This window comes from Nocardioides luti (genome assembly GCF_014212315.1).
GTDB classification, from domain to species: Bacteria; Actinomycetota; Actinomycetes; order Propionibacteriales; family Nocardioidaceae; genus Nocardioides; species Nocardioides luti.
In genome coordinates this window covers 3,623,672-3,644,593 of the sequence record NZ_JACKXE010000001.1, presented here as the reverse complement: position 1 = coordinate 3,644,593, position 20,922 = coordinate 3,623,672, and the positions used below count along the sequence as shown (strand labels likewise).

General features: G+C 73.6%; 17 protein-coding genes. 3 read left to right on the top strand and 14 right to left on the bottom strand.

Features of this window, described 5'->3' with window-relative positions; genetic code table 11:
• Positions 1 to 35 precede the first annotated feature (35 nt).
• The 12 genes from H5V45_RS17280 to H5V45_RS17225 all read right to left on the bottom strand — a co-directional run bounded on the left by H5V45_RS17280 (position 36) and on the right by H5V45_RS17225 (position 16,391).
• Positions 36 to 2,018: a hydantoinase B/oxoprolinase family protein gene (locus H5V45_RS17280; RefSeq protein WP_246415917.1), complete on the bottom strand. Its 1,983-nt coding sequence runs from the start codon at positions 2,016 to 2,018 to the stop codon at positions 36 to 38.
• Complete coding sequence (locus H5V45_RS17275; RefSeq protein ID WP_185254073.1) at positions 2,018 to 4,174, bottom strand: hydantoinase/oxoprolinase family protein; 2,157 nt, start codon at positions 4,172 to 4,174, stop codon at positions 2,018 to 2,020. Before H5V45_RS17275 ends, H5V45_RS17280 begins: the two co-directional genes overlap by 1 nt.
• Before the next feature lie 167 nt (positions 4,175 to 4,341).
• Positions 4,342 to 5,007, bottom strand: a complete 666-nt coding sequence (locus H5V45_RS17270) for a lysophospholipid acyltransferase family protein (protein ID WP_185254717.1) — start codon at positions 5,005 to 5,007, stop codon at positions 4,342 to 4,344.
• A gap of 436 nt (positions 5,008 to 5,443) precedes the next feature.
• Positions 5,444 to 7,033 carry a SpoIIE family protein phosphatase gene (locus tag H5V45_RS17265; protein WP_185254072.1) on the bottom strand — a complete coding sequence of 530 codons (1,590 nt, stop codon included), beginning with the start codon at positions 7,031 to 7,033 and terminating at the stop codon, positions 5,444 to 5,446.
• A 114-nt stretch (positions 7,034 to 7,147) separates the two neighbouring features.
• Positions 7,148 to 7,549: a VOC family protein gene (locus H5V45_RS17260; RefSeq protein ID WP_185254071.1), complete on the bottom strand. Its 402-nt coding sequence runs from the start codon at positions 7,547 to 7,549 to the stop codon at positions 7,148 to 7,150.
• Between the two features lie 10 nt (positions 7,550 to 7,559).
• On the bottom strand, positions 7,560 to 8,957 hold the full coding sequence (locus tag H5V45_RS17255; protein WP_185254070.1) for an amidase: 1,398 nt from the start codon (positions 8,955 to 8,957) through the stop codon (positions 7,560 to 7,562).
• 94 nt (positions 8,958 to 9,051) lie between these two features.
• A complete protein-coding gene (locus tag H5V45_RS17250; RefSeq protein WP_185254069.1) occupies positions 9,052 to 9,681 on the bottom strand; it encodes an SRPBCC family protein in 630 nt (209 codons plus the stop codon).
• Positions 9,681 to 12,086 (bottom strand): aerobic carbon-monoxide dehydrogenase large subunit, encoded by a 2,406-nt coding sequence (cutA, locus tag H5V45_RS17245; RefSeq protein ID WP_185254068.1) that lies wholly within the window; start codon positions 12,084 to 12,086, stop codon positions 9,681 to 9,683. Before cutA ends, H5V45_RS17250 begins: the two co-directional genes overlap by 1 nt.
• Entirely contained in the window at positions 12,083 to 12,691 is a 609-nt protein-coding gene (locus H5V45_RS17240) for a (2Fe-2S)-binding protein (RefSeq protein WP_185254067.1), read from the bottom strand. The genes cutA and H5V45_RS17240 overlap by 4 nt, the downstream gene beginning before the upstream one ends.
• Positions 12,688 to 13,518, bottom strand: a complete 831-nt coding sequence (locus H5V45_RS17235; protein WP_185254066.1) for an FAD binding domain-containing protein — start codon at positions 13,516 to 13,518, stop codon at positions 12,688 to 12,690. Before H5V45_RS17235 ends, H5V45_RS17240 begins: the two co-directional genes overlap by 4 nt.
• Positions 13,519 to 13,533: 15 nt before the next feature.
• Positions 13,534 to 14,919 (bottom strand): uracil-xanthine permease family protein, encoded by a 1,386-nt coding sequence (locus H5V45_RS17230; protein WP_221634042.1) that lies wholly within the window; start codon positions 14,917 to 14,919, stop codon positions 13,534 to 13,536.
• A gap of 194 nt (positions 14,920 to 15,113) precedes the next feature.
• On the bottom strand, positions 15,114 to 16,391 hold the full coding sequence (locus tag H5V45_RS17225; RefSeq protein WP_185254065.1) for a PucR family transcriptional regulator: 1,278 nt from the start codon (positions 16,389 to 16,391) through the stop codon (positions 15,114 to 15,116).
• A gap of 74 nt (positions 16,392 to 16,465) precedes the next feature.
• On the opposite strand from H5V45_RS17225, the gene H5V45_RS17220 reads away from it, so the two are divergent.
• From H5V45_RS17220 to H5V45_RS17210, 3 genes are read left to right on the top strand one after another with little or no spacing between them, the layout of a single operon-like run.
• Positions 16,466 to 17,275, top strand: coding sequence for an oxamate carbamoyltransferase subunit AllH family protein (locus H5V45_RS17220; RefSeq protein ID WP_185254064.1), 810 nt, complete (start codon positions 16,466 to 16,468; stop codon positions 17,273 to 17,275).
• Positions 17,272 to 18,696, top strand: coding sequence for an AllF/FdrA family protein (locus H5V45_RS17215; protein WP_185254063.1), 1,425 nt, complete (start codon positions 17,272 to 17,274; stop codon positions 18,694 to 18,696). Before H5V45_RS17220 ends, H5V45_RS17215 begins: the two co-directional genes overlap by 4 nt.
• Positions 18,693 to 20,090, top strand: coding sequence for a YlbE family protein (locus tag H5V45_RS17210; RefSeq protein WP_185254062.1), 1,398 nt, complete (start codon positions 18,693 to 18,695; stop codon positions 20,088 to 20,090). The genes H5V45_RS17215 and H5V45_RS17210 overlap by 4 nt, the downstream gene beginning before the upstream one ends.
• 15 nt (positions 20,091 to 20,105) lie before the next feature.
• Here the strand turns inward: H5V45_RS17210 and H5V45_RS17205 are convergent, their stop codons facing one another.
• On the bottom strand, positions 20,106 to 20,420 hold the full coding sequence (locus tag H5V45_RS17205; protein ID WP_185254061.1) for an MGMT family protein: 315 nt from the start codon (positions 20,418 to 20,420) through the stop codon (positions 20,106 to 20,108).
• A complete protein-coding gene (locus H5V45_RS17200) occupies positions 20,420 to 20,920 on the bottom strand; it encodes a hypothetical protein (RefSeq protein WP_185254060.1) in 501 nt (166 codons plus the stop codon). Before H5V45_RS17200 ends, H5V45_RS17205 begins: the two co-directional genes overlap by 1 nt.
• Positions 20,921 to 20,922: the final 2 nt, after the last annotated feature.

Sequence of the window (20,922 nt, the reverse complement as noted above, 5' to 3'; positions counted from 1 at the left end):
GCGGTTGGTGACCAAACCGCATCACCAGCGGGGCCTCAGACCAGGTCGACGTCGGCGAACGCCGCGCCCCCGGCGAGCCGGGCGTAGCCCGGTCCCCGGTCGAAGAACGCCTCGCTCGCGGCCGGTCGCCCGGCCCGCTCGGCATTAGTCGCGGCCTCGTCGAAGCCGAGGCTGTCGTCGTCGAGCGAGCCGGTCAGCACCACGCCGTACGCCGTGAGCGCGGCCTCGGGCGACACCTTGCGCCAGACCACGTCACGCACGACGAGCGACGGGTCGCGCTCCAGCGGCGAGCCCCAGCCGCCGCCCCCGGTGGTGCGGATCCGGATCAGCTCGCCGGCCTTGAGCGGCTCGTCGTCGGCGAGCGCGTCGACCTGCCGCTCGGCCGGGCCGCCGGGGTCGATGGTGACCTCGAACGGCTGGCCGGCCAGGCCGCCCTTGACGCCCCAGCAGGCCAGGATCGAGCGGTCCGCGATCGACATGAAGTGGGCGTCCTTCAGCATCCGGATCTGCTTCTCGTATCCCAGCCCGCCGCGGAACTTCCCGGCGCCGCCGGAGTCCATGGCCAGGCCGAGCGACTCGACGCGGAACGGGAAGCGCGCCTCGGTGAACTCCGACGGGAGGTTCCGCGAGTCGGGCACCACGTGGATGGTGTCCTCGCCGTCGGCGTAGTAGCGGCCGCCGGAGCCGCCGCCGAGCACCTCGCGCATGAGGTACGGCCGGCCGTCGAGGTCGTCGCCGTACACGCCGGTGTAGCGGATCGTCTCCTGGTCGGCCGGCATCCGGCCGTCGACCGCCTTGGCGACCACGCCGGCCAGCACGCCGAGGAGCCGCAGGATCACGAACGTGCGGGCGTTGGTGGGCGCCGGGAAGACCGGGGTGAGCAGCGTGCCGGGCGGCGGGAAGCGCATCTCGATCAGCGGCACGATGCCCTCGTTGACGTCGAGCTCGGCCATCCGCTCCGGGCTCTCGGCGAGGTTGCGCAGGATCGGCGCCAGCCACTTCTTGAGGAAGACGCCGTCGCTGTAGTCGCCGCAGTGGTTGATCGGGCCCTTCGCCTGCGGCGACGTGCCGCCGAAGTCGAGCACCAGCCGCTCGCCGTCCGGGTCGTCGGCGGCCGTGCGGGTCAGCGTGATGCGCTGCGTGTGCAGCATCGGCTCGTCGACGCCGTCGTGCTCGGCGTAGTCCTCCCAGACCCATTCGCCGACCGGGATCTGGCTCAGGATCTCGCGGCGGTACGTCGTGGTCGTCCGGTCGATGATCGCGTCGAAGCAGGACTCGACCACGTCGACGCCGTACCGGTCGAAGAGCTCGCCGAGGCGGCGTGCGCCCATCAGGCAGGCCGAGCACTCGGCGTCCAGGTCCGCCGCGAGCGACTCGGGCATCCGGGAGTTGCGGGTCATGATCGACAGGGCGGCGCGGTTCGGGACGCCGGCGTCCCAGAGCCGGATCGGGGGGACCATCAGGCCCTCCTCGAAGACGCTGGTCGCGTGGCTCGGCATCGAGCCGGGCACCGCTCCCCCGATGTCGTCGTGGTGGCCGAAGGCCTGCACGAAGGCGACGACCCGGCGCTCGCCCTCGGGCCCGGCGAAGACCGGCACCGTCACGCACAGGTCGGGCAGGTGCCCGATGCCGCCCTCGGAGCGGTAGACGTCGTTGTGGAAGAAGACGTCGCCCTCGCGCATCTCCTCGATCGGGAAGTCGCGGGCGACCGGGTGGACGAGGGCGGAGTACGAGCGGCCCGTCAGCTTCCGCAGCAGCCGGTCGTGGATGCCGGCGCGGAAGTCGTGCGCGTCGCGGATCATCGGGCTGCGGCTGGTCCGGCCGATGGCCGTCTCGACCTCCATCTCGACGCTCGCCAGCGAGCCCTGGACGATCTCGACCAGCACCGGGTCGGCACTCGCGCCGGCGTCGCCGGTCAGGTGGCCGAAGGGGAACTGCGTGGGCGCCCGCCGGCTGGTCGTGTCGGTCGGGGTCGTGACCGGGGTCGTCGCGGTGGCGCCGACGGAACTCGTGCACATCAGCTCTGCTCCTGGCTCTGCTCGGTGCTCGGCGCGGCGGCGCGGGTCACGATGATGTTGAGGTACTCGTCGACGCGGGCCGTGAAGCCCGGGTGCAGCGGGACCGTCGAGCCGAACTCCTCGATCACCGCCGGCCCCTCGATGGTGACGCCCGGACGCAGGTCGCTGCGCTGGTGCAGCGGCGTGGCGACGTACCCCTCGGCGGCGTCGAAGCAGACCGGCCGGGTCGGGGCCCCACCGGTGGTTGAGGAAGGCGCCCTGGCGCCTGTCTCGAAACCACCTGGCTCCTGCTGCTGGATCTCGTGCCGCTGGATCTCCGGCCGCTGGATCGGCCCGATCCCGGAGACGCGCAGGTTCACCCACTCGACCTGCTGGCTGGGGTCGCCGGCGAAGTCGTAGCCGTAGAGCCCGGTGTGGGCCGCGTGGAAGTGCCCGGCCACGGTCTCGAGCGTGCCCTGGTCCATCGGGCCGTCGGGGACGGGCACGCGGACCTCGTAGGCCTGGCCGAAGTAGCGCAGGTCGGCCGTCCGCACGAACTGGTGCTGCTCCGCGGCGAACCCCTCCTTGACGAGGGCGTCGCGCGCCTGGGCCGCGAGGGCGTCGTACCGTCCGGCCACGTCCGCCGGGTCGAGGGCGTCCGCGAGCGCGACGTGCGTCTGGACGTAGTCGTTCTTCACGTCGACGGTGAGCAGGCCGAACGCCGACACGTTGCCGGGGTTGGGCGGGACCAGGACGGTGGGGATGCCGAGCACGTCCATGAGCCGGCACAGCAGCAGCGAGCCGGACCCGCCGAACGTCGTGAGCGTGAAGTCGCGGACGTCGAGGCCGCGCTTGACGGTGACCTGGCGCAGCGCGTTGGCCTGGTTCCACGCGGAGATCTCGAGGACCCCCGTGGCGCACGCCTCCGGGGTCAGCCCGAGCTCCTTCGCGAGCGCCTCGATGCCGGCGCGGGCGGCGTCGACGTCGAGCGGGATCTCGCCGCCGAGCAGGTGCGGGGGGATCCGGCCGAGCACGACGTGCGCGTCGGTGATGGTCACCTCGGTGCCGCCCTTGCCGTAGCAGAGCGGACCCGGGTCGGCGCCCGCCGACTGCGGCCCCACCTTGAGCGTGCCCTCGGGCGAGAGCCAGGCGATCGAGCCGCCGCCGGCACCGACCGTCACGACGTCGATCATCGGGATCTTCGACGGGAAGGCGCCGACCGAGCCCTCGGTCGTCAGCGTGGGCTCGCCGCCGATCACGACGGAAACGTCGGTCGAGGTGCCCCCGCCGTCGCTGGTCAGGACGCGGTCGAAGCCGGCGACCTGGGCGATCAGCGCGGCACCGAGCGCGCCGGCCGCGGGGCCGGACAGCACGGTGGTGATCGGCTGGTGCACGACCTCGTCGGCCGACAGGACCCCGCCGTTGGACTTCATCACGTAGAACGGCACCCGGCGCTCCCCGGCGTACGCCGCCAGCCGGTCCTTGATGTTCGTGACGTACGCCGACAGGCGCGGCTTCACGGCGGCGTCGACGAGCGTGGTCATGGCGCGTTCGTACTCGCGGTACTCGCGGAGCACCTCGCTCGACAGCGACACCACGGCGTCGGGGTGCTCCTCGGCGAGCACCGCGCGCATCCGCTCCTCGTGCTCGGGGTTGGCGTAGGCATGCAGGAAGCACACGCCCAGCGTCGAGATGCCCTGGTCGCGGAACCAGCGGGCGACCGCGCGGGCGCCCTCCTCGTCGAACGGGCGGACCTCAGCGCCGGAGAAGTCGAGCCGACCCTCGACGCCCTTGACCAGGTGCCGCGGCACGATCCGGTCGGGCTTCACCCAGAAGTAGGAGTTGCCGTAGCCGTCCGGGACCGACTGCCGGGCGATCTCGAGCATCGCCTCGTAGCCGGTCGTCGTCACGAACCCGAGCCGGTCGACCTTGCCCTCGAGGAGCTGGTTGGTCGCGACGGTGGTGCCGTGGCTGACCGCCGCGATCGCGTCGCCGTCGCCCTCGGGGAGGCCGAGCAGGCCCAGCACCTTGTCGATGCCGGCCATGAACCCGTCCGCGGGATCGGCCGGCGTCGAGGGCGTCTTGGTGGTCACCAGCCGCCCGGACTCCTCGTCGAAGGCGACCACGTCCGTGAAGGTGCCGCCGGTGTCGATGCCGATGCGGATGCTGCGAGCCATGACCACGATTCAAGCGGTACGCCGACCCGCGAGCCACGGCACGATCTGCCGACGGAACCCCGGTTTGTCGGCAATCTCTGCCAGCGGGTCGGCCGCCTGCCCGCGTGTCGGCATCGGCAGACGCGCCGACTCGACACCGTGCGTGTGCAGATGCGCCGACTCGGCGATCAGGCGTCGGGGGCGCGCTCGTTGTAGATGCCGGCCTCGGGCTGGCCGGAGAGGGCCTGGATGGCGGTCATGATCTCGTCGGTGACCTCGCGGCGGGCCCGGCCGAGCGGGACGCCCTCGAAGCGGCCGGCGACCTGGATCGGCGGACCGAACGCCACGGAGACCGGCACGATCCGGGGCCGGCTCGAGCCGACCGGCTGGAGCTTCTCGGTGCCCCGCAGCCCGACGGGTACGACGGGGACGCCTGCCGTCAGCGCCAGGTGGGCGACGCCGGTGCGGCCGCGGTAGAGCCGCCCGTCACGCGAGCGGGTGCCCTCGGGGTAGATGCCGAACGCCTCGCCCCGGCCGAGGACCTGCAGCGCGGTGTCGAGGGACGCGATCGCCGCCTTGCTGTCGTCGCGGTCCACGGGGAGCATGCCGATGCCCTCGAACCACGCCCGGGTGAGGGCGCCCTTGACGCCGCTGCCGGTGAAGTAGTCCGACTTCGCCAGGAAGGCCACCCGCCGCGGGACGACGCACGGGATCACCACCGAGTCGGCGAACGAGAGGTGGTTGCTGGCGAGGATCACCCCGCCGGTCGCGGGTACGTGCTCCAGGCCCGTCACGTCCGGGCGCCAGACGGCCCGGGCCAACGGCGCCACGACGGAGTGGACGACTGCGTACATCACGGACACCGGACCAGTCTCCCCGATCCCGACGGCGAGCGGGAGCAGCGCCCGACGCGTGGGTCCAGCGCCCCGGGGAAATGGGCGAGGGGCCCTCGCGAGTATGAGTCGCAAGGGCCCCTCAGGTTGACCGGTCCGGTGACGCTCCCGATCGACTGCTCCTCCACTCCGGCCCCGGCAGCCTCGTCACCCTGCTGCCGCGGCGGGTTGCCCCGCCGTACGGACCCTCGTCTCCGAGCTGTCCCGCACTCCCCGGAGGGACTGCGTGGGAGAAGTTCTACGTCGATGCGACGGGCCCGCGCAAGGGTTTCGCGGAACATTCCCCTGGTTCCACCGGAAGTGGGTCCGCTCTCCACAGAACACCGTCGTCCCTCCACAGGAGACGCCGCTTTCTCAACAGGACAGCGGTCCCCCTGTGGAGACGCGACGGGACCTGTCAGGCGGCGGCGGAGCGGACCACGAGCAGGGCGACGTCGTCCTCGCCGCGGCCGTCGAGCTGGCCGAGCAGGTGGTTGCAGAGCTCCTCGGGCGGCAGCGACTGGCGCCCCTCGAGGACGCCGAGCAGCCAGTCCAGGCTCTCCTGGAGGGGTACGCCGCGGCGCTCGACGAGTCCGTCGGTGTAGATCACCAGCGAGTCGCCCGGGGCCAGCGCGAGCGTGTGGTCGGAGCGGCTGGTGTCGGCCTGCAGCCCGAGCAGGAGGTCGGGCGTCGTCTCGAGCAGCCGGGCGGACCCGTCGGCGGCCAGCAGCACCGGCGGCGGGTGGCCGGCGTTGGACCAGCTGAGCGTGAGGCCGTCCTGCCCGGCGACGGCCGGGGCCAGCTGGGCCAGCACGGCGGTCGCGACGACGTCGACGGCGAGCCCGTCCATGGCGTGGTCGAGCCCGGAGAGCACCCGCGAGGGCGTCTCCTGGAGGCTGTAGGCCACGCCGCGGACGAGGTTGCGCAGCTGCCCCATCGAGGCGGCCGCGTCCTGGTCGTGGCCGGCCACGTCGCCGACCACCATGGTGAGCGAGCCGTCGGGCAGCAGGAAGGCGTCGTACCAGTCCCCGCCGACCTGGGCCAACTCGGCCGCCGGCTGGTAGCGCACGGCGACGACGAGGTCCCCGGCGCCGGGCGGCTGCGTGAGCAGGCTGCGCTGCAGGGCCTCGGACAGGGTGCGTTCGGCCTCGCGGGCGGCCACCCGGTCCATGGCCTGGGTGATGCTGGCGGCGACGAGCACGAGGAAGTCGAGGTAGCCCTGGTCGGGGGCGAGCCGGTCGCTCAGGCGCGCCACGAGGAGGGACCGGCCGACGACGGGCTCGCTGGGCGTCAGGGGCACCCAGGCGATCCGGCCCTCCTCCGTCTCCTCGACCAGGGTGTCGGAGATCGACAGCCCGTGGCGGGGCCGCAGCGGGAGCCCGGTGCTCGCGAGGGGCAGGCCGCGCAGCCGGACGTCGACGGCCGGGAGGTCGTCCGGGACGCTGCGCAGCACCTCGACCGCCCGGCGCGGGACGTCGTCGACGTGCTCGACCGCGGCGAGCTCGGCGGCCAGGCGGGTGAGCAGCTGGAGCCGGCGCGCGACGATCACCTGGCTGGTGGTCTCCGTCGAGATGTCGATGATGCCGGTCACCGCGCCGGAGGCGTCGTGGACCGGGGAGTAGGCGAAGGTGAAGAAGCACTCCTCCAGGAAGCCCTTGCGCTCCAGCGGCAGCGGCGCGCTCTCGACCCAGGTCGGGCCCTCACCGTCCAGCACGCCGTGCAGCATCGGGCCGATGACGTCCCAGGCCTCGGGGAAGACGTCCTCGGTGCGGGCGCCGAGGGCGGCGGGGTGCTTGTCACCGATCAGCTCGGTGTAGGCCTCGTTGTAGACCAGGACCAGGTCACGCCCCCACAGCAGCGTGATCGGGAAGCGCGAGTTGAGCATGAGGTCGACCGCGGAGCGGAGCTCGGGGGCCCACCCGTCCACGGGGCCGAGCGTGGTCGCTGACCAGTCGACGGCGTCGTAGTCCGCCCGCAGGGTGCCCGCATGGCGGAAGAGGTCGCTCACCTGAGGAACATAGCCGGGCGCGCGGCGCCCCCTGCACGCAATGACCCAGATCGTGACCGACGCCGCTCGGAATCGGGCGTACGGCGTCCGCAAATCACCCGATCGGGTGACCGCTCACCGCTCGCGCGAGGACAGGACGCAGAACTCGTTGCCCTCGGGATCGAGCAGCACCGTCCACGGCGCGTCGACGGGCTGGCCCACCTGCGCGAGGGTGGCGCCGCGGGCGACCAGGCCCGCGACGAGGGCGTCGCGGTCGTCCGAGGTGTGCGGTGCGAGGTCGAGGTGGAGGCGGTTCTTGACCTGCTTGCCCTCCGCGACCGGCACCAGCACGAGACCGGGCCCGACCTGCTCCCACGGCGTGTCCCGGACCAGCTCCGGGGTGACGTGGGCCGGGACCAGCACCACCTCGTCGTCGCTCGCGTGCACCACCTGCCAACCGAGTGTCTCGGCCCACCACCGCCCCTGGGCGACGACATCGCGGCAGTCGAGGACGGTGGAGTACCAGCGCAGACCCATGGCGCCTTTTCTACCCGGCGCCGCCGACCGCCGCCTCGAACGCCGCCGCCACCTCGAGCAGGAACCGGTCCCGCCCGTGCGCCGCGACGATCTGCAGCCCGACCGGCAGCCCCTCCGGCGTGGTGCCGGCGGGGACCGAGATCGCGGGGCACCCGGTGACGGTGATGAGGTACGCCGCCCGCATCCAGTCCAGGTAGGTCGTCATCGGCCGGCCGTTGATCGCGGTCGGGAACTCCTGGTCCGCCGGGAAGGGCGGGACCTGCGCCGCGGGCAGCACGAGGACGTCGTACTCCTCGAAGAAGAGGCGCATCCGCTCCGACAGCGCGGTGCGCTGGGTGTAGGCGCGGGCGACGTCGGCGCCGGTCAGGGACTCGCCCAGCCGGATGTTGTCCTCCAGCGACTGCTTGAACCCGTCAGGGTGCTGCGCGAGCAGCGGGCCGAGCTTGGCCTGCAGGTGCCAGGCCCGCAGGGTGCGGAAGGTGTCCTCGGCCTCGGCGAGATCGGGGTGGGCCGCCGTGACCGCGGCCCCGCCGTCGCCGAGGACGTCGCCGGACGCACGGACGACGTCCGCGACGTCGTGGTCGACCTCGAAGGCACCGCCGAGGTCGGTCGACAGCGCGACGCGGAGGCCGGCCAGGGTGCCGGTGACGGGGGGCGCGAACGCGGCGCCGGGGTCGCCGAGCGCGTGGGGGGTGCGCGGGTCGGGCCCGGCGAGCACGGAGAGGAGCAGCGCGAGGTCGCCGACGTTGCGCGCCATCGGGCCGCCGGTCGAGGTCGTCTCCCACTGGTTGTAGAGCGGCCACTCGGGCACCCGGCCGAGGCTCGGACGCAGACCGACGACCCCGCAGAACGACGCCGGGTTGCGCAGCGAGCCGCCCATGTCGGAGCCCTCCGCGAGCGGCACCATCCCGGACGCCAGGGCGCAGGCCGCTCCCCCGCTGGAGCCGCCGGCGGAGCGGGTGGGGTCGACGGGGTTGAGGGTGGTGCCGAAGACCCGGTTGAAGGTGTGCGACCCGGCGGCGAACTCCGGGACGTTGGTGCGGCCGACCACGACGACGCCCGCGCGGCGTACCCGCTCGACGAGCAGCTCGTCGGCGTCGGGGACGTTGTCGGCGAGCAGCGGGGAGCCGTACGTCGTCCGCCAGCCCGCGACCTGGTGGGTGTCCTTGAAGGCGAACGGCAGCCCGTGGAGGGGGCCGGGCTCGTTCCCCTGGGCGAGGTGCTCGTCCGCGGCCGCGGCGCCCGCCCGGGCCCGCTCCTCGTCGAGGCTGACGATCGCGTTGAGCTCGGGGTTGCGCTCGGCGATCCGGGCCAGGTGGAGCTCCAGCAGCTCGCGCGCCGACACGGCCTTCGCCGCCACCGCGGCGACCATGTCGCGGGCGGTGCTGTCGGCCGTCAGGTCGGTCATCCGCGCGTCCTCCCGGGGGAAACTGGCACTTTCCGGGTGTTGCAACCCATGGAAAGCGCCAAATTCCCCGGATATCCGGGGAAATCGCCGCCCCTCACCGCCGCCGCCCGGACACCGACCCGGCGACCACACCGAGCAGCACCAGCCCGGCGCCGACGACGATCCCCTTCACGAAGTCGTCGCGGGAGCCGACGGCAGTCGCACCACCCACCGGAGCCGGCGCGGTGAAGACCGCCGCGCCGTCGGAGGTCTCGGTGACCGAGACCTGCTCGGGCGCACCGGGGGTGCCGGTCAGGACGGCGTCGACGTTGCCGAAGAACTCGCCGGCCATCCGCTTGGTGACGCTGGTGAGCATCCGCTGGCCGACGCCGCCGACCATGCCGCCGACGACCGCGTCGGCGTCGTAGGTCACCAGCGTGGTGCCGTCGCCGGCGTCGGCGAAGCCGACCGCCACGTCGGCGCCGATCGTGCCGGGGGCGCCGGCGCCCTGGAGCCGCATCACGAGTGAGCGGTGCGGGGCCAGGTCGGAGAGGGCGCAGGACCCGGCGTACGTCCCCCGGATCGCTGCGACGCCGGCGGTGACCGTCATCGCGTAGGCGTTCTCGCCGGTCGCCTCCATCCGCTCGCAGCCGGGGATGGTGCGGACCAGGACGGCCGGGTCGAGCAGCGCGTCCCAGACCTTCTCGACGGGCGCGTGCAGGGTGGCGTCACCGGTGAACTTCATCAGGGGGTCCCTTCGGACGGTACGGCGTGGTGCCGGCGCAGCTCGAACAGCTCCGACGGCGAGATCGGCATGGCGGTGATCGGGAGGCCCTCGGCGTCCTCGATCGCGGCGGCGAAGACCGCCGCGGACGGGATCACCCCGGCCTCCCCCGCGCCCTTGATGCCGAGCGGGTTCAGGGGCGAGGGCGTCTCGAGGTGGTCGATCGCGATGCCGTCGGGGATCTCGGTGACGTAGGGCATCAGGAAGTCCATGAACGACGCGTTGAGCAGCTGCCCGGACTCGTCGTAGGCCATCCGCTCGTAGAGCGCGCCGCCGATCCCCTGCGCCACGCCGCCGTGGATCTGGCCCTCGACGATCATCGGGTTGATCAGGTGGCCGCAGTCGTGGACGACGGCGTACTTCAGGATCGTGATCTCGGCCGTCAGCGGGTCGGTCTCGACGATCACCGCGTGCATGCCCGAGGCGAACGTCGCCCGCTCGGGCGAGTAGAAGTCCTTGCCCTCGAGGCCGGGCTCCTCGTCCTCCGGCACCGGCGGCTTGCCGGGGTCGCCGACGGAGAACTGGGTGGCCGCCTTGGAGGCCTCGTCGAACGCGTAGCGGAGCGGGTTCGACAGGACCGAGACGGTGCCGAGGTCGATCGCGGTGCCGGGCGAGCCCTTCACCGAGACGACGCCGTCGACGATCTGCAGGTCGGACGGGTCGGCCTCGAGCGCGTCGGCCGCGATCTTGAGCGCCTTCTCCTTCGCCCGCTTCGCCGCGAGGTGGATCGCCGAGCCGCTCATCACGGCGGCGCGCGAGGCGAACGTGCCGACGGCGTACGGCATCCGGCGGGTGTCGCCGGTGACGACCTCGACGTCCTCGAAGCGGCAGCCGAGCTCGTCGGCGACGAGCTGGGCGAAGACCGTGGCGTGCCCCTGCCCCTGCGTGGTGAGGCCGGTCGCGACCTTGACCTTGCCGGACGTCTCGATGTGCACGTGCGCGCCCTCGTAGGGCCCGACGCCGGTGCCCTCGACGTAGCACGCGAGCCCGATGCCGACGGTGCGGCCGGCGGCCGCCATCGCCTTCTTGAACGTCGGGAAGTCGTCCCACCCGACGAGTGCCTTGATCTTCTCGAGCGAGGCCGGGTAGTCGCCGGAGTCGTACTCGAGTTCGCGGCCGTCCTGGAAGACCAGCCCCTGGTCGTAGGGGAACTCGTCGGGCTGGATGAAGTTGACCGAGCGGACCTCGGCGCGGTCCTTGCCGAGGTACTGCGCGATGGCGTCCATCGTGCGCTCCATCGTGTAGCAGCCCTGGGGGCGGCCGGCGCCGCGGTAGGGCGTGACCATCACGGTGTTGGTGTAGAGCGACTCGAAGACGACGCGGTAGTTCTGCGGCTTGTACGGGCCGAGCAGCTGGGTCGAGGTGATGATCGGGACGATCAGGCCGTACGGCGTGTAGGCGCCGTGGTCGTGCCAGAAGTCGACGCTCAGGCCGAGCAGGCGCCCGTCGTCGTCGAAGCCGACCTCGACGTGGTGGACCTGGCCACGCTCGTGCGCGGAGGAGATGAAGTGCTCGCGGCGGTCCTCGGTGAACTTCACCGTCCGGCCCAGGGCCCGGGCGGCCATCGGCACGAGCAGCTCCTCGGGCCACGGGTGGTTGATCTTCACGCCGAAGCCGCCGCCGACGTCGGGGGTGATCACGTCGACCTGGCCGAGGTCGAGGCCCATCTTCACCGCGACCGCGGCCCGGACCCCGGTCGAGGTCTGCGTGGAGGTCCACACCTGCAGCCGGTCGAGGTCGGCGTCCCAGCGGGCGACGGTGCCGCGGCCCTCCATCGGCATGCAGGCGCTGCGCTCGATGGTCAGGTCCAGCTCGAGGCGGTGCGGGGCGGCCGCGATCGCCGCGGGGGCGTCGCCGACGTTCTGCTCGAGCCGGGCCCCGACGTTGCCGGGCACGTCGTCGTGCACGAGGTCCGTCGCCGCGCGGGCCGCCTCGATGCCGACGACCGGCTTCAGGAAGTCGTAGGTCACCCGGATCCGGTCGACGGCGTCCTCGGCGACGTAGCGGTCGTCCGCGACGACGAACGCGATCGCCTCACCGACGTGGTTCACCTCGTCCTTGGCCAGGGCGTACTGCGTGCGGCCGTGGGTCAGCGCCGGGTGCGGAATCAGCAGCGGCAGCGGCTCGGCCATCGGACCGGTGAGGTCCTCGTGCGTCCACACCGCGTGCACGCCCTCGAGGTCGAGCACCTCGTCGACGTCGATGTCGACGATCCGCGCGTGCGCGTGCGGCGAGCGCAGCACCGCGGCGTGCAGCATCTGCGTGTGGCCGTCGACGCCGACGTCGTCGACGTAGCGGCCGAGGCCGCGCAGGAACCGCTGGTCCTCGGTGCGCTGGACCCTCGTGCCCATCAGCTTCCCGGTCACGACGCCTCCCCACCGTTCGTCGGCTCGCTCGTCGGTCGAGTAGGTCGCGCAGCGGGATCGCTCGTCGGTCGAGTAGGTCGCGCAGCGGGATCGTTCGTCGGTCGAGTAGGTCGCGCAGCGACCGTATCGAGACCCAGCTCGGCCGCGCGCTCCACGGCCTTGACGATGTTCTGGTAGCCGGTGCAGCGGCACAGGTTGCCGGCGATCATGTCGCGGCACTCCTCGTGCGTGGGGGTGGGGTTGTCGCGCAGCCCGGCGGTGATCGTGGTGAGGAAGCCGGGGGTGCAGAAGCCGCACTGCAGCCCGTGGCACTCCGCGAAGGCCTGCTGCACGTGGCCGAGCGAGCCGTCGGGGTTGGTGAGCCCCTCGACGGTCGTGATCTCGGTGCCGACCGCGGAGACCGCGAACATCAGGCAGGCCCGGGTGGGTCGTCCGTCGACCAGGATCGTGCAGGCGCCGCAGACGCCGTGCTCGCAGCCGACGTGGGTGCCGGTCAGCGCCAGGTCGTGGCGCAGCGCGTCGGACAGCAGCCGGCGCGCCGGCACCCGGAGCTCGTGGTGGGTGCCGTTGACGGTCAGCGAGACCTCGTGCAGCTCCTCGGTCATGCGGGTCCTTCCTGTCCGGCCATGGCGTACGCCGCCCGCACGACGCGCTCGGTGAGCACCCGGACCAGCTGGGCGCGGTAGGCCGCCGTCGCGTGGATGTCGCCGACCGGCTCGAGGTGCGCGAGCGCCGCCTCACCGACGTCCTCGAGCGGCACCCCGCCCAGGTCGACGACCGTCGGGACGTCGTTCACCGACAGGTAGCCGACGCGGACCGTGTCGCCGTCGACCAGGGCCGCGGCCCCGACGAGGGCGTAGTCGCCGTGCCGGCGGGCGATCTCGTCGAAGGCGACCCCAGCCCCTACGGGCAGCGCCGGGACGTGCGCCGACACGGCCACCTCGTCGTGCGCGAGCGAGGACTCGAGCGGACCGAGGAAGAGCTCCTCGGCCGGGATCGTGCGCCGCCCACGGACGGAGGCCGCCTCGACCGAGCCGCCGAGCACGCGCAGCACGACCGGCATCTCCGCAGCCGCGTCGGCGTGCACGATCGAGCCGACGGTGGTGCCGCGGTTGCGGATCGTGGCGTGCGCGACGTGGGCCAGGGCGAGCGGGACGAGCGGCTGCACGCGGCGTACGTCGGGCGACGCCAGCACGTCCGCGTGCCGGGCGAGCGCCCCGATGCGCACGCCCGTCGCGTCGGCGGCGATGGCGGCCAGGTCCGGGAGCCCGTTGATGTCGACCAGCAGGGCCGGCGCGGCCAGCCGCATCGACAGCAGCGGGACCAGGCTCTGGCCGCCGGCCAGCACCTTCGCGTTCGCCTCGCCGGCCAGGGCCTCGAGTGCCTCCTCGAGCGACCCGGGCCGGCGGTAGGCGAACGGTGCTGGCTTCACTGCTCAGTCAGTCCTTCAGTGCTTGCGCTGCTGCGGCCGCGGCTGGGTGTGGTCGTCGACGGCGATCACGGTGGTGCCGCGCCCGCCGCGGTTGACGAGGTGGAAGAACACGATCACGAGGATCGTGCCCAGGGCGATCCCGCTCAGGGAGAAGTCGTCGGTGATCTTCAGCGTCACGCCACCGATGCCGGCGATGATGCCCGCGGCCAGCCCGACGAGGTTGACCGGGTTGCCGAAGTCCACCCGGTTCTCCACCCAGATCTTGGCGCCGATGAGCCCGATCATGCCGTAGAGCACCACGGTGATCCCACCGAGAACGCCGCCGGGGGTCGCACTCACGATGGCACCGAACTTCGGGCACAGGCCCAGCAGGATCGCGACCGCGGCGGCGACGTAGTAGGCCGCGGTCGAGTAGACGCGGGTCGCACCCATGACGCCGATGTTCTCGGCGTACGTCGTGGTCGGCGAGCCGCCGAAGGCGCTGGCCAGCGCCGTGGCGAGACCGTCGGCCCCGATGGCGCGGCCCATGTACGGGTCCAGGTTCTCGCCGGTCATCTCGGCGACGGCCTTCACGTGACCGGTGTTCTCGGCGATGAGGGCGATGACGCCCGGCAGCACCAGCAGGATGAACGTGAGGGAGAAGCTCGGACCGTGCACCACGGAGACACCGTCGGCCAGCTTGCCGCTGGGGAAGCCGATCCAGTCGGCGGCCTTGACGCCGGCCCACGAGACGCGGTCGTGCGTGGTCACGTCGCCGGCGCCGGTCACCGCGGTGATCTGGCCGAAGACGGCGTCGGCGATCCAGGACAGCAGGTAGCCGAAGATCAGCGCGAGGAAGACGGCGATCCGCGACCAGAAGCCGGGGAACAGCACCGCCGCACAGACCATGAAGGCGGCGGTCAGCAGCGCGATCCACTGGTCCTGGGGCCAGTAGATGTTGGCGACCACGGGAGCCAGGTTGAAGCCGATCAGCATGACCACGGCACCGGTGACCGCGGGCGGCAGGATCTTGTGGATCAGCCCGGCGCCGGAGAAGTGGACGAGCACGCCGATCAGCAGCAGCACGACGCCGGCGACCATGATCGCGCCGGTGACGTCGGCCGAGTCGCCGCCCTGGGTGCGGATCGCGGCCACGGCGCCCACGAACGACGCGCTGGTGCCGAGGTAGCTCGGCACCTTGTTGTTGCAGACGACCAGGAACAGGATCGTGCAGATCCCGGAGAACATGATGGCCAGGTTGGGGTCGAGCCCCATGACCAGCGGGAAGACGAAGGTCGCGCCGAACATGGCGACGACGTGCTGGGCGCCGAGTCCGGCGGTCTTGCCCCAGGCGAGGCGTTGGTGCGGCGCGACGGCCTCACCGGGAGCCGGATCAACCAGGTCCCACTTGAACATCGACATGACGAGCCCCTTCTCTGTGCAGCGCGGCGGCCCCGAGGATCCACAAGGTAGTGACCTCCATGACACACCCACGACGGCGACACATGCCGAAGGAACGCCGGATCGGCTGGCACCTGTTGTGCGCGCGGCGGAGGGCCCGCGGTGCGAGGCAGGACCTGTCACCGCGCCGTCACGCGCCGGTGACCGGACGGTGATCAGCCGGTGATCTCGAGGACCCGGAGCGCCACCGCGACGTCGAGGCGCAGGTGCGGGTCGCTGCTGAGCGGACCGAGCAGCCGCTCGAGCTTGCTGACCCGGTAGCGCATCGTGTTGTAGTGGAAGAACTGCAGCCGCGCGGCCTCCGCGACGTTGAAGTTCGTGTCCAGCAGCACCTGCAGGGTCTCGCGCAGGTCGGCCGCCTCGGCCGTGGTCTCGGCGAGCGGGCCGAGCACGTCGCGGGTGAACGAGCGCAGCTCTCCCCCGTCGGGCACCAGCGCGATCAGCCGGTGCAGCCCGAGCTGGTCGAAGAACGTCGTCGAGCCGCCGCCGTGCACCCGGCGGCCGACCTCGACCGCGCGGCGGGCCTGCGCGTAGGCCTCGGGCAGGTCCTCGGTGGCGTGGGCCACCCGGCTGACACCCACCGAGAAGGGGCGGCGCCCGCCGCCCTTGTCGCCGGAGACCGCGGTGACGGCCCGTCGTACGGCGCCGTGGCCGGCCACCGGCTCGTCGTCGCCCTCGACGAGGGGCAGCAGCGTGACCACCTCGGAGGAGAAGTCGACGCTCGGGATGTCCTCGCCGAAGCTCCGGCTGACCTGGCGCCAGGCCGCGGAGAAGCGCTCCTGCCAGTGCCGGCGCTGGAGCCGGGTCGCCGGCTCCTCGTCGGGGCCCGGCGGGTCGATCTCGGCGGCCACCACGACGACGGGGCGGCGCAGGTCCCAGCCGAAGGTGTCGGCGTGCTCGGCGACGTAGTCGGGGTCGTTGGCCAGGCCGCCGGCCCGGCGCAGGAACAGGTCGCGCAGGAAGTCGCCCTGGTACTTGTTCTCGACGGCCGTGACGGCCTCCTCGCGGGTGATCAGCAGCGCCGCGACCGCGGCGGCCCGCTCGAGCGCGTGCACGTCGTCGGAGGAGATCGGCGAGGCGGGCCGCAGGCAGACCAGCCGGGCCAGGTCGACGCCGCCGGCCGCGACCCGCAGGCAGCGCACCTCGCCGGGGCCGATCGGGATCGCGTCCTGGCCGATCCGCTCGACGCGCAGCCGGCCCGTGGGGTCGACCAGGTCGGCGGTGCCGAGCAGCTCGCGCAGGTCGTCGGAAACGGCGGCGGCGCGCTGCCGGCCGTCGCTGGAGGTGAAGACCACGCCGACGTCGAGCACCCGGGCCACCTCGGCGGCGATCCCGTCGAGGTTGCCGCCCTCGAGCACGATCTGGGTGAGCCCGGTGTGCAGCGCGTCGACCCGGGCCAGCGCCGCGCTGGCGTCGTTCCCGCTTATCAACATGTGCGCTCCGTCCGCGTCATCGTTGGCACAACCTCACATCGGCACCGTAGTGCCCTCCCGCTAGCGTCGACCACATGCCTTCGCCGTCGGTCCTCGCCGTCAGCGCACCGGACCGGGTCCGTCGACGCCTCGCGGCCGCACCGGACGGTCCCCGGCGGGTGCTGCACCGGGGCCGGCACGCGGTGTACGTCGACCTCGACGGCCGCTGCGTCGGCCTGGTCGCGGCGAGCGCGACCCAGGTCCCCTGCGCGCTCCGGTCGAGCACTCCAGACCTCGTCGACGTCCCCGGCGGATCGGCGTACCTTCGAGGAGGGGTTCTCCACCTCGACGGGACGCCGCTGGTGGTGGGCCGGGTCCACGACGTGCGCGTCGCGCGACCCGACTCGGAGGGAGCCTTCCGCAACACGGCGGGCTCGGTCTTCCGTCAGGCCACCCCCCCGGCCCCGGTGGCCGAGCTCGTCGGTGGCGGGCCGGCCCTGCGCATCGACGCCGCGAGCGCGGCACGCCTGGTCGGCCTCGGCGGGGGCCTCACCCCGCTCGGGGACGACCTCCTCTGCGGCTGGCTCGCCCTGCACCGCGCCGCGGGCGTCGCCACGCCGGCCGTCGACGCCGCCGTCACCGCGGCCCTGCCGCGCACCACGCTGCTCTCCGCGACCCTGCTGGAGTGCGCCCTGCTCGGCGAGGCGCTGCCCGAGCTGTCGGCGTACGTCGTCGCACTGGGCACCCCGCGCGAGGCGGCGGCCGCGGCCGCCCTGCTCGCCGTCGGGCACACGTCCGGCGCCGGGCTGCTGCACGGCGCCCACCTCGCCCTGGCCGACCTCGCCCGCACCGACGCCGCCCACGTCCCCGCACCCTCCCCCGACCCGTCCGGAGCCGCCGCATGACCACTCCCCTCTCCCACGTCGAGCTGCGCCCGGGCGCCTACGCCGACTCGGTGACGCTGCTGCAGGTCAGCCGCGCCGTGCAGGGGCTCGACGGGGTGCTCGCCGCCCAGGTCGCGATGGCCACCGGCCTCAACGTCGAGGTGCTCACGGAGATGGGCTTCGAGGTGCCGGCGCACGCCACGACCAACGACCTGGTCGTCGCCCTCCGTCTCGCCGACGGCGACGCGCTCGAGGCCGCGCTGGCCGGCGTCGACCGGGCACTGGTCGACGCCAACCGGCGCACGACCGGCACCGGCGGGTCGGGCGAGCTGGCGCCGCCCCGCACCACAGCGACCGCCCTGCGCGGCGCGCCCGAGGGGCTGGTCCTGGTGTCGGTGCCCGGCGCCAGCGCGTTCGTCGAGGCCATGGACGCCCTCGACGCCGGCTGCGACGTGATGGTCTTCAGCGACAACGTCCCGCTCGAGCAGGAGCTGGTGCTCAAGCGCACCGCCGCCGAGCGCGGCCTGCTCGTGATGGGCCCGGACTGCGGCACCGCCGTGGTCGGCGGGCTCGGGCTGGGCTTCGCCAACACCGTCTCCCCCGGGCCGGTCGGCCTCGTCGCCGCCTCCGGCACCGGCGCCCAGCAGCTGCTGGCGCTCCTCGACCACGCGGGGGTCGGCGTCTCCTCCGCGCTCGGGGTGGGCGGTCGCGACCTGTCCGCCGAGGTGCGCGGGGCCTCGACCCGCGAGGCGCTGCGCCGCCTCGACGCCGATCCGGCCGTCGAGCTCGTCGTGGTCGTCTCGAAGCCGCCTGCGGACGACGTGGCCGACGAGCTGACGTCGTACGCCGCCACGCTGGGCACGCCGGTCGAGCTGGCGCTGCTCGGCGCGGGTCGCCCCGACCTGACCGCCGCCGCGGAGGCGGTGCTCGCCCGGCTCGGCCGCGAGGTCCCGACCTGGCCGGTGTGCGCCCCGTCGGAGGAGCGCACCGCGACGCCGGGCGGGGTCCTGCGCGGGCTGTTCGTCGGCGGCACCCTCGCCAGCGAGGCCGCGCTCCTCGCCCGGGAGGCGCTCGGCGAGGACGCCGGCCACACGTTCGTCGACTTCGGGGACGACGCCTACACCGCCGGTCGCGCCCACCCGATGATCGACCCCACCCTCCGCCTCGAGCACCTGACCCGGGCCGGGGCGGACCCCACGACCGGGGTCCTGCTGCTCGACGTGGTCCTCGGCCACGGCTCCGAGCCGGACCCGGCAGCGCTCCTGGCGCCCGCGATCGCGGCCGTGCCGCAGCCGGTCGTCGTGGCCGTCGTCGGCACCGACGCCGACCCGCAGGGCCTCGAGCGTCAGGTGCGCGCCCTCGTGGCCGCGGGCGCCGAGGTCCACCTGTCCAACGCGCACGCCACCCGGCGCGCGATCGAGCTCCTGGAGGCCGCGCGATGACGACCCCGACCCACGTGGTGTCCACCGGCGCCGACCTGTTCGCCGACGCCGTGGCCGCCCAGGCCGTCGACGTCACCCGCGTCGACTGGCGCCCCCCGATGGCCGGCACGGAGGCCGACCTCGCGACCGTGGCCGCCGACCCCCGTCGTCGCGACGCCAACGAGCGCGCCCTGGCCGCGATGCTCGGCGTGACCGCGACCCTCGTGGACGTGGCCCCTGCGAGCGAGGTGCTGGGCCTCGGGCGCGGCGAGTTCCTGCACGCCGGCCCGCCGATCGACTGGGCCCGCACGTCCGGCCCGCTCCGCGGCGCGCTGATGGCGGGCGCGGCGCTGGAGGGGCTGGTCGAGGACCCCGAGGACGCCGTCGCGCTGTTCGAGTCCGGCTCGTCGGTCTCCCTCGAGCCGTGCCACGGGCGCCGTACGGTCGGGCCGATGGCCGGCGTCGTCACCCCGAGCATGTGGATGTTCGTGCTGGAGGACCCGGCCACCGGCGCCCGCACCCACTGCTCGCTCAACGAGGGGCTCGGCAAGGTGCTGCGGTACGGCGCCTACTCCCCCGAGGTGCTCACCCGGCTCGGCTGGATGCGCGACGTGCTGGGCCCGCTGCTGCAGCGCGCCGTCCGCACGGTGCGCGACAGCACCGGACCGGTCGACGTGACCGGGATCCTCACGCAGATGCTGCAGATGGGCGACGAGGCCCACAACCGCAACCGCGCCGGCACCCTGATGCTGCTCCGCGACCTCGCGCCGGCCCTGGTCACCTCGGGCGGGGACGCGACCGACGTCGCGGAGGTGCTGCGCTTCGTCGGCGGCAACGACCACTTCTTCCTCAACCTCGCCATGCCGGCCTGCAAGCTCGCGCTCGACGCCGCGCGCGGGACTCCTGGCTCGACGATGGTCGTCGCGATGGCCCGCAACGGCACCGACTTCGGCATCCAGGTCGCCGGGACCGGCGACGAGTGGTTCACCGGGCCGGCCCAGGTCGCCGACGGGCTGTACCTCGGCTCCTACGGCCCCGACGACGCCAACCCCGACATCGGCGACTCGGCGATCACCGAGACCGCCGGCATCGGCGGCTTCGCGATGGCGACCGCCCCCGCGATCGTCCGCCTGGTCGGCGGCTCCGTCCCGGACGCGCTCGCCACCACCCGGCGGATGCACGAGATCACCCTCGGCGAGAACCCCCGCTGGACGGTGCCGGTGCTGGAGTTCCAGGGCGTCCCGTCGGGCATCGACGTGACCCGGGTCTGCCGGACCGGCATCCTGCCCCAGATCAACACCGGCATGGCCGGCCGCGTCGCCGGCACCGGCCAGGTCGGCGCCGGCCTGGTCACCCCGCCCGCCGAGATCTTCCCGAAGGCGCTGGCGCGGTTGGCCGAGCTCGCGCGCAGCTGAGCGACCGCCGGGACGTCACGGCCGCCAGAGGGCTCGCTTGATGTCGACGCTGCCGGACGGCCGCAGCGGCGTGCCCTCCTCGAGGTAGGCCTGGCGTGCCTCGTCGCTGTGGCTCGGCGGCAGCGACCCGTCGGCGCGGACGACGCGCCACCAGGGCACCGGGCCGCCGTACGACGCCATCACCGAGCCCACCTGCCGCGGGCCGCCCCCACCGAGGACGGCCCCGACCGCCTCCGCGATCGCGCCGTACGTCGTGACCCTTCCGCGGGGCACCCGCTCGACGCAGGACAGCACGTGCTCGGCGTACTCCTCGGGGTCGATCCGGGCCATCAGTCGTCCGCCCCGGCCGCGCGGGCGGCACTCGCCGCGACGGCCGCGCCGAGCGCACCCACGAGGCCGGCCACCCAGATCCCGGGCGGCTCCGGCTGGTCGCGCACCAGTGCGGCGAGCGCCCAGACCAGCGGCGCGACCAGCGCCACCAGGCAGCCGCGCCGCACCCAGAGCAGCACGGTGGGGCGGTCGGGCTGCAGCAGCGCCGGGCCGTACGACGCCAGCACGGCCGCCACGTGCGCGGCGACGAGCGCGCAGGCGGCCGCGATGGCCTGCGGGTGCAGCCCGTCGCGCAGCGAGACCCCCCACCAGGCGATGACGACCACGAAGGCCACCGTGCCGACCGGCCCCTCGGGGACGGCCGCGAAGACGAGGGACAGGGCGACGACGAGGATCACCAGCCACCAGGCCGGGACCGCCCCGACGAAGGACGTGCAGAGCAGCGCGGCGGGCGGGCCGAGCGCGATCACGGCCCGCAGCCACCACTGGCCGGGCGCCATCG

Coding starts and splice junctions, on each gene's coding strand:
- H5V45_RS17240 (WP_185254067.1), bottom strand. CDS start 12,691: ATGACCGAGGAGCTGCACGAGGTCTCGCTGACCGTCAACGGCACCCAC.
- H5V45_RS17275 (WP_185254073.1), bottom strand. CDS start 4,174: ATGGCTCGCAGCATCCGCATCGGCATCGACACCGGCGGCACCTTCACG.
- H5V45_RS17225 (WP_185254065.1), bottom strand. CDS start 16,391: ATGTTGATAAGCGGGAACGACGCCAGCGCGGCGCTGGCCCGGGTCGAC.
- H5V45_RS17220 (WP_185254064.1), top strand. CDS start 16,466: ATGCCTTCGCCGTCGGTCCTCGCCGTCAGCGCACCGGACCGGGTCCGT.
- H5V45_RS17210 (WP_185254062.1), top strand. CDS start 18,693: ATGACGACCCCGACCCACGTGGTGTCCACCGGCGCCGACCTGTTCGCC.
- H5V45_RS17200 (WP_185254060.1), bottom strand. CDS start 20,920: ATGGCGCCCGGCCAGTGGTGGCTGCGGGCCGTGATCGCGCTCGGCCCG.
- H5V45_RS17280 (WP_246415917.1), bottom strand. CDS start 2,018: ATGTGCACGAGTTCCGTCGGCGCCACCGCGACGACCCCGGTCACGACC.
- H5V45_RS17270 (WP_185254717.1), bottom strand. CDS start 5,007: ATGTACGCAGTCGTCCACTCCGTCGTGGCGCCGTTGGCCCGGGCCGTC.
- H5V45_RS17205 (WP_185254061.1), bottom strand. CDS start 20,420: ATGGCCCGGATCGACCCCGAGGAGTACGCCGAGCACGTGCTGTCCTGC.
- H5V45_RS17230 (WP_221634042.1), bottom strand. CDS start 14,919: ATGTCGATGTTCAAGTGGGACCTGGTTGATCCGGCTCCCGGTGAGGCC.
- H5V45_RS17215 (WP_185254063.1), top strand. CDS start 17,272: ATGACCACTCCCCTCTCCCACGTCGAGCTGCGCCCGGGCGCCTACGCC.
- H5V45_RS17255 (WP_185254070.1), bottom strand. CDS start 8,957: ATGACCGACCTGACGGCCGACAGCACCGCCCGCGACATGGTCGCCGCG.
- H5V45_RS17260 (WP_185254071.1), bottom strand. CDS start 7,549: ATGGGTCTGCGCTGGTACTCCACCGTCCTCGACTGCCGCGATGTCGTC.
- H5V45_RS17250 (WP_185254069.1), bottom strand. CDS start 9,681: ATGAAGTTCACCGGTGACGCCACCCTGCACGCGCCCGTCGAGAAGGTC.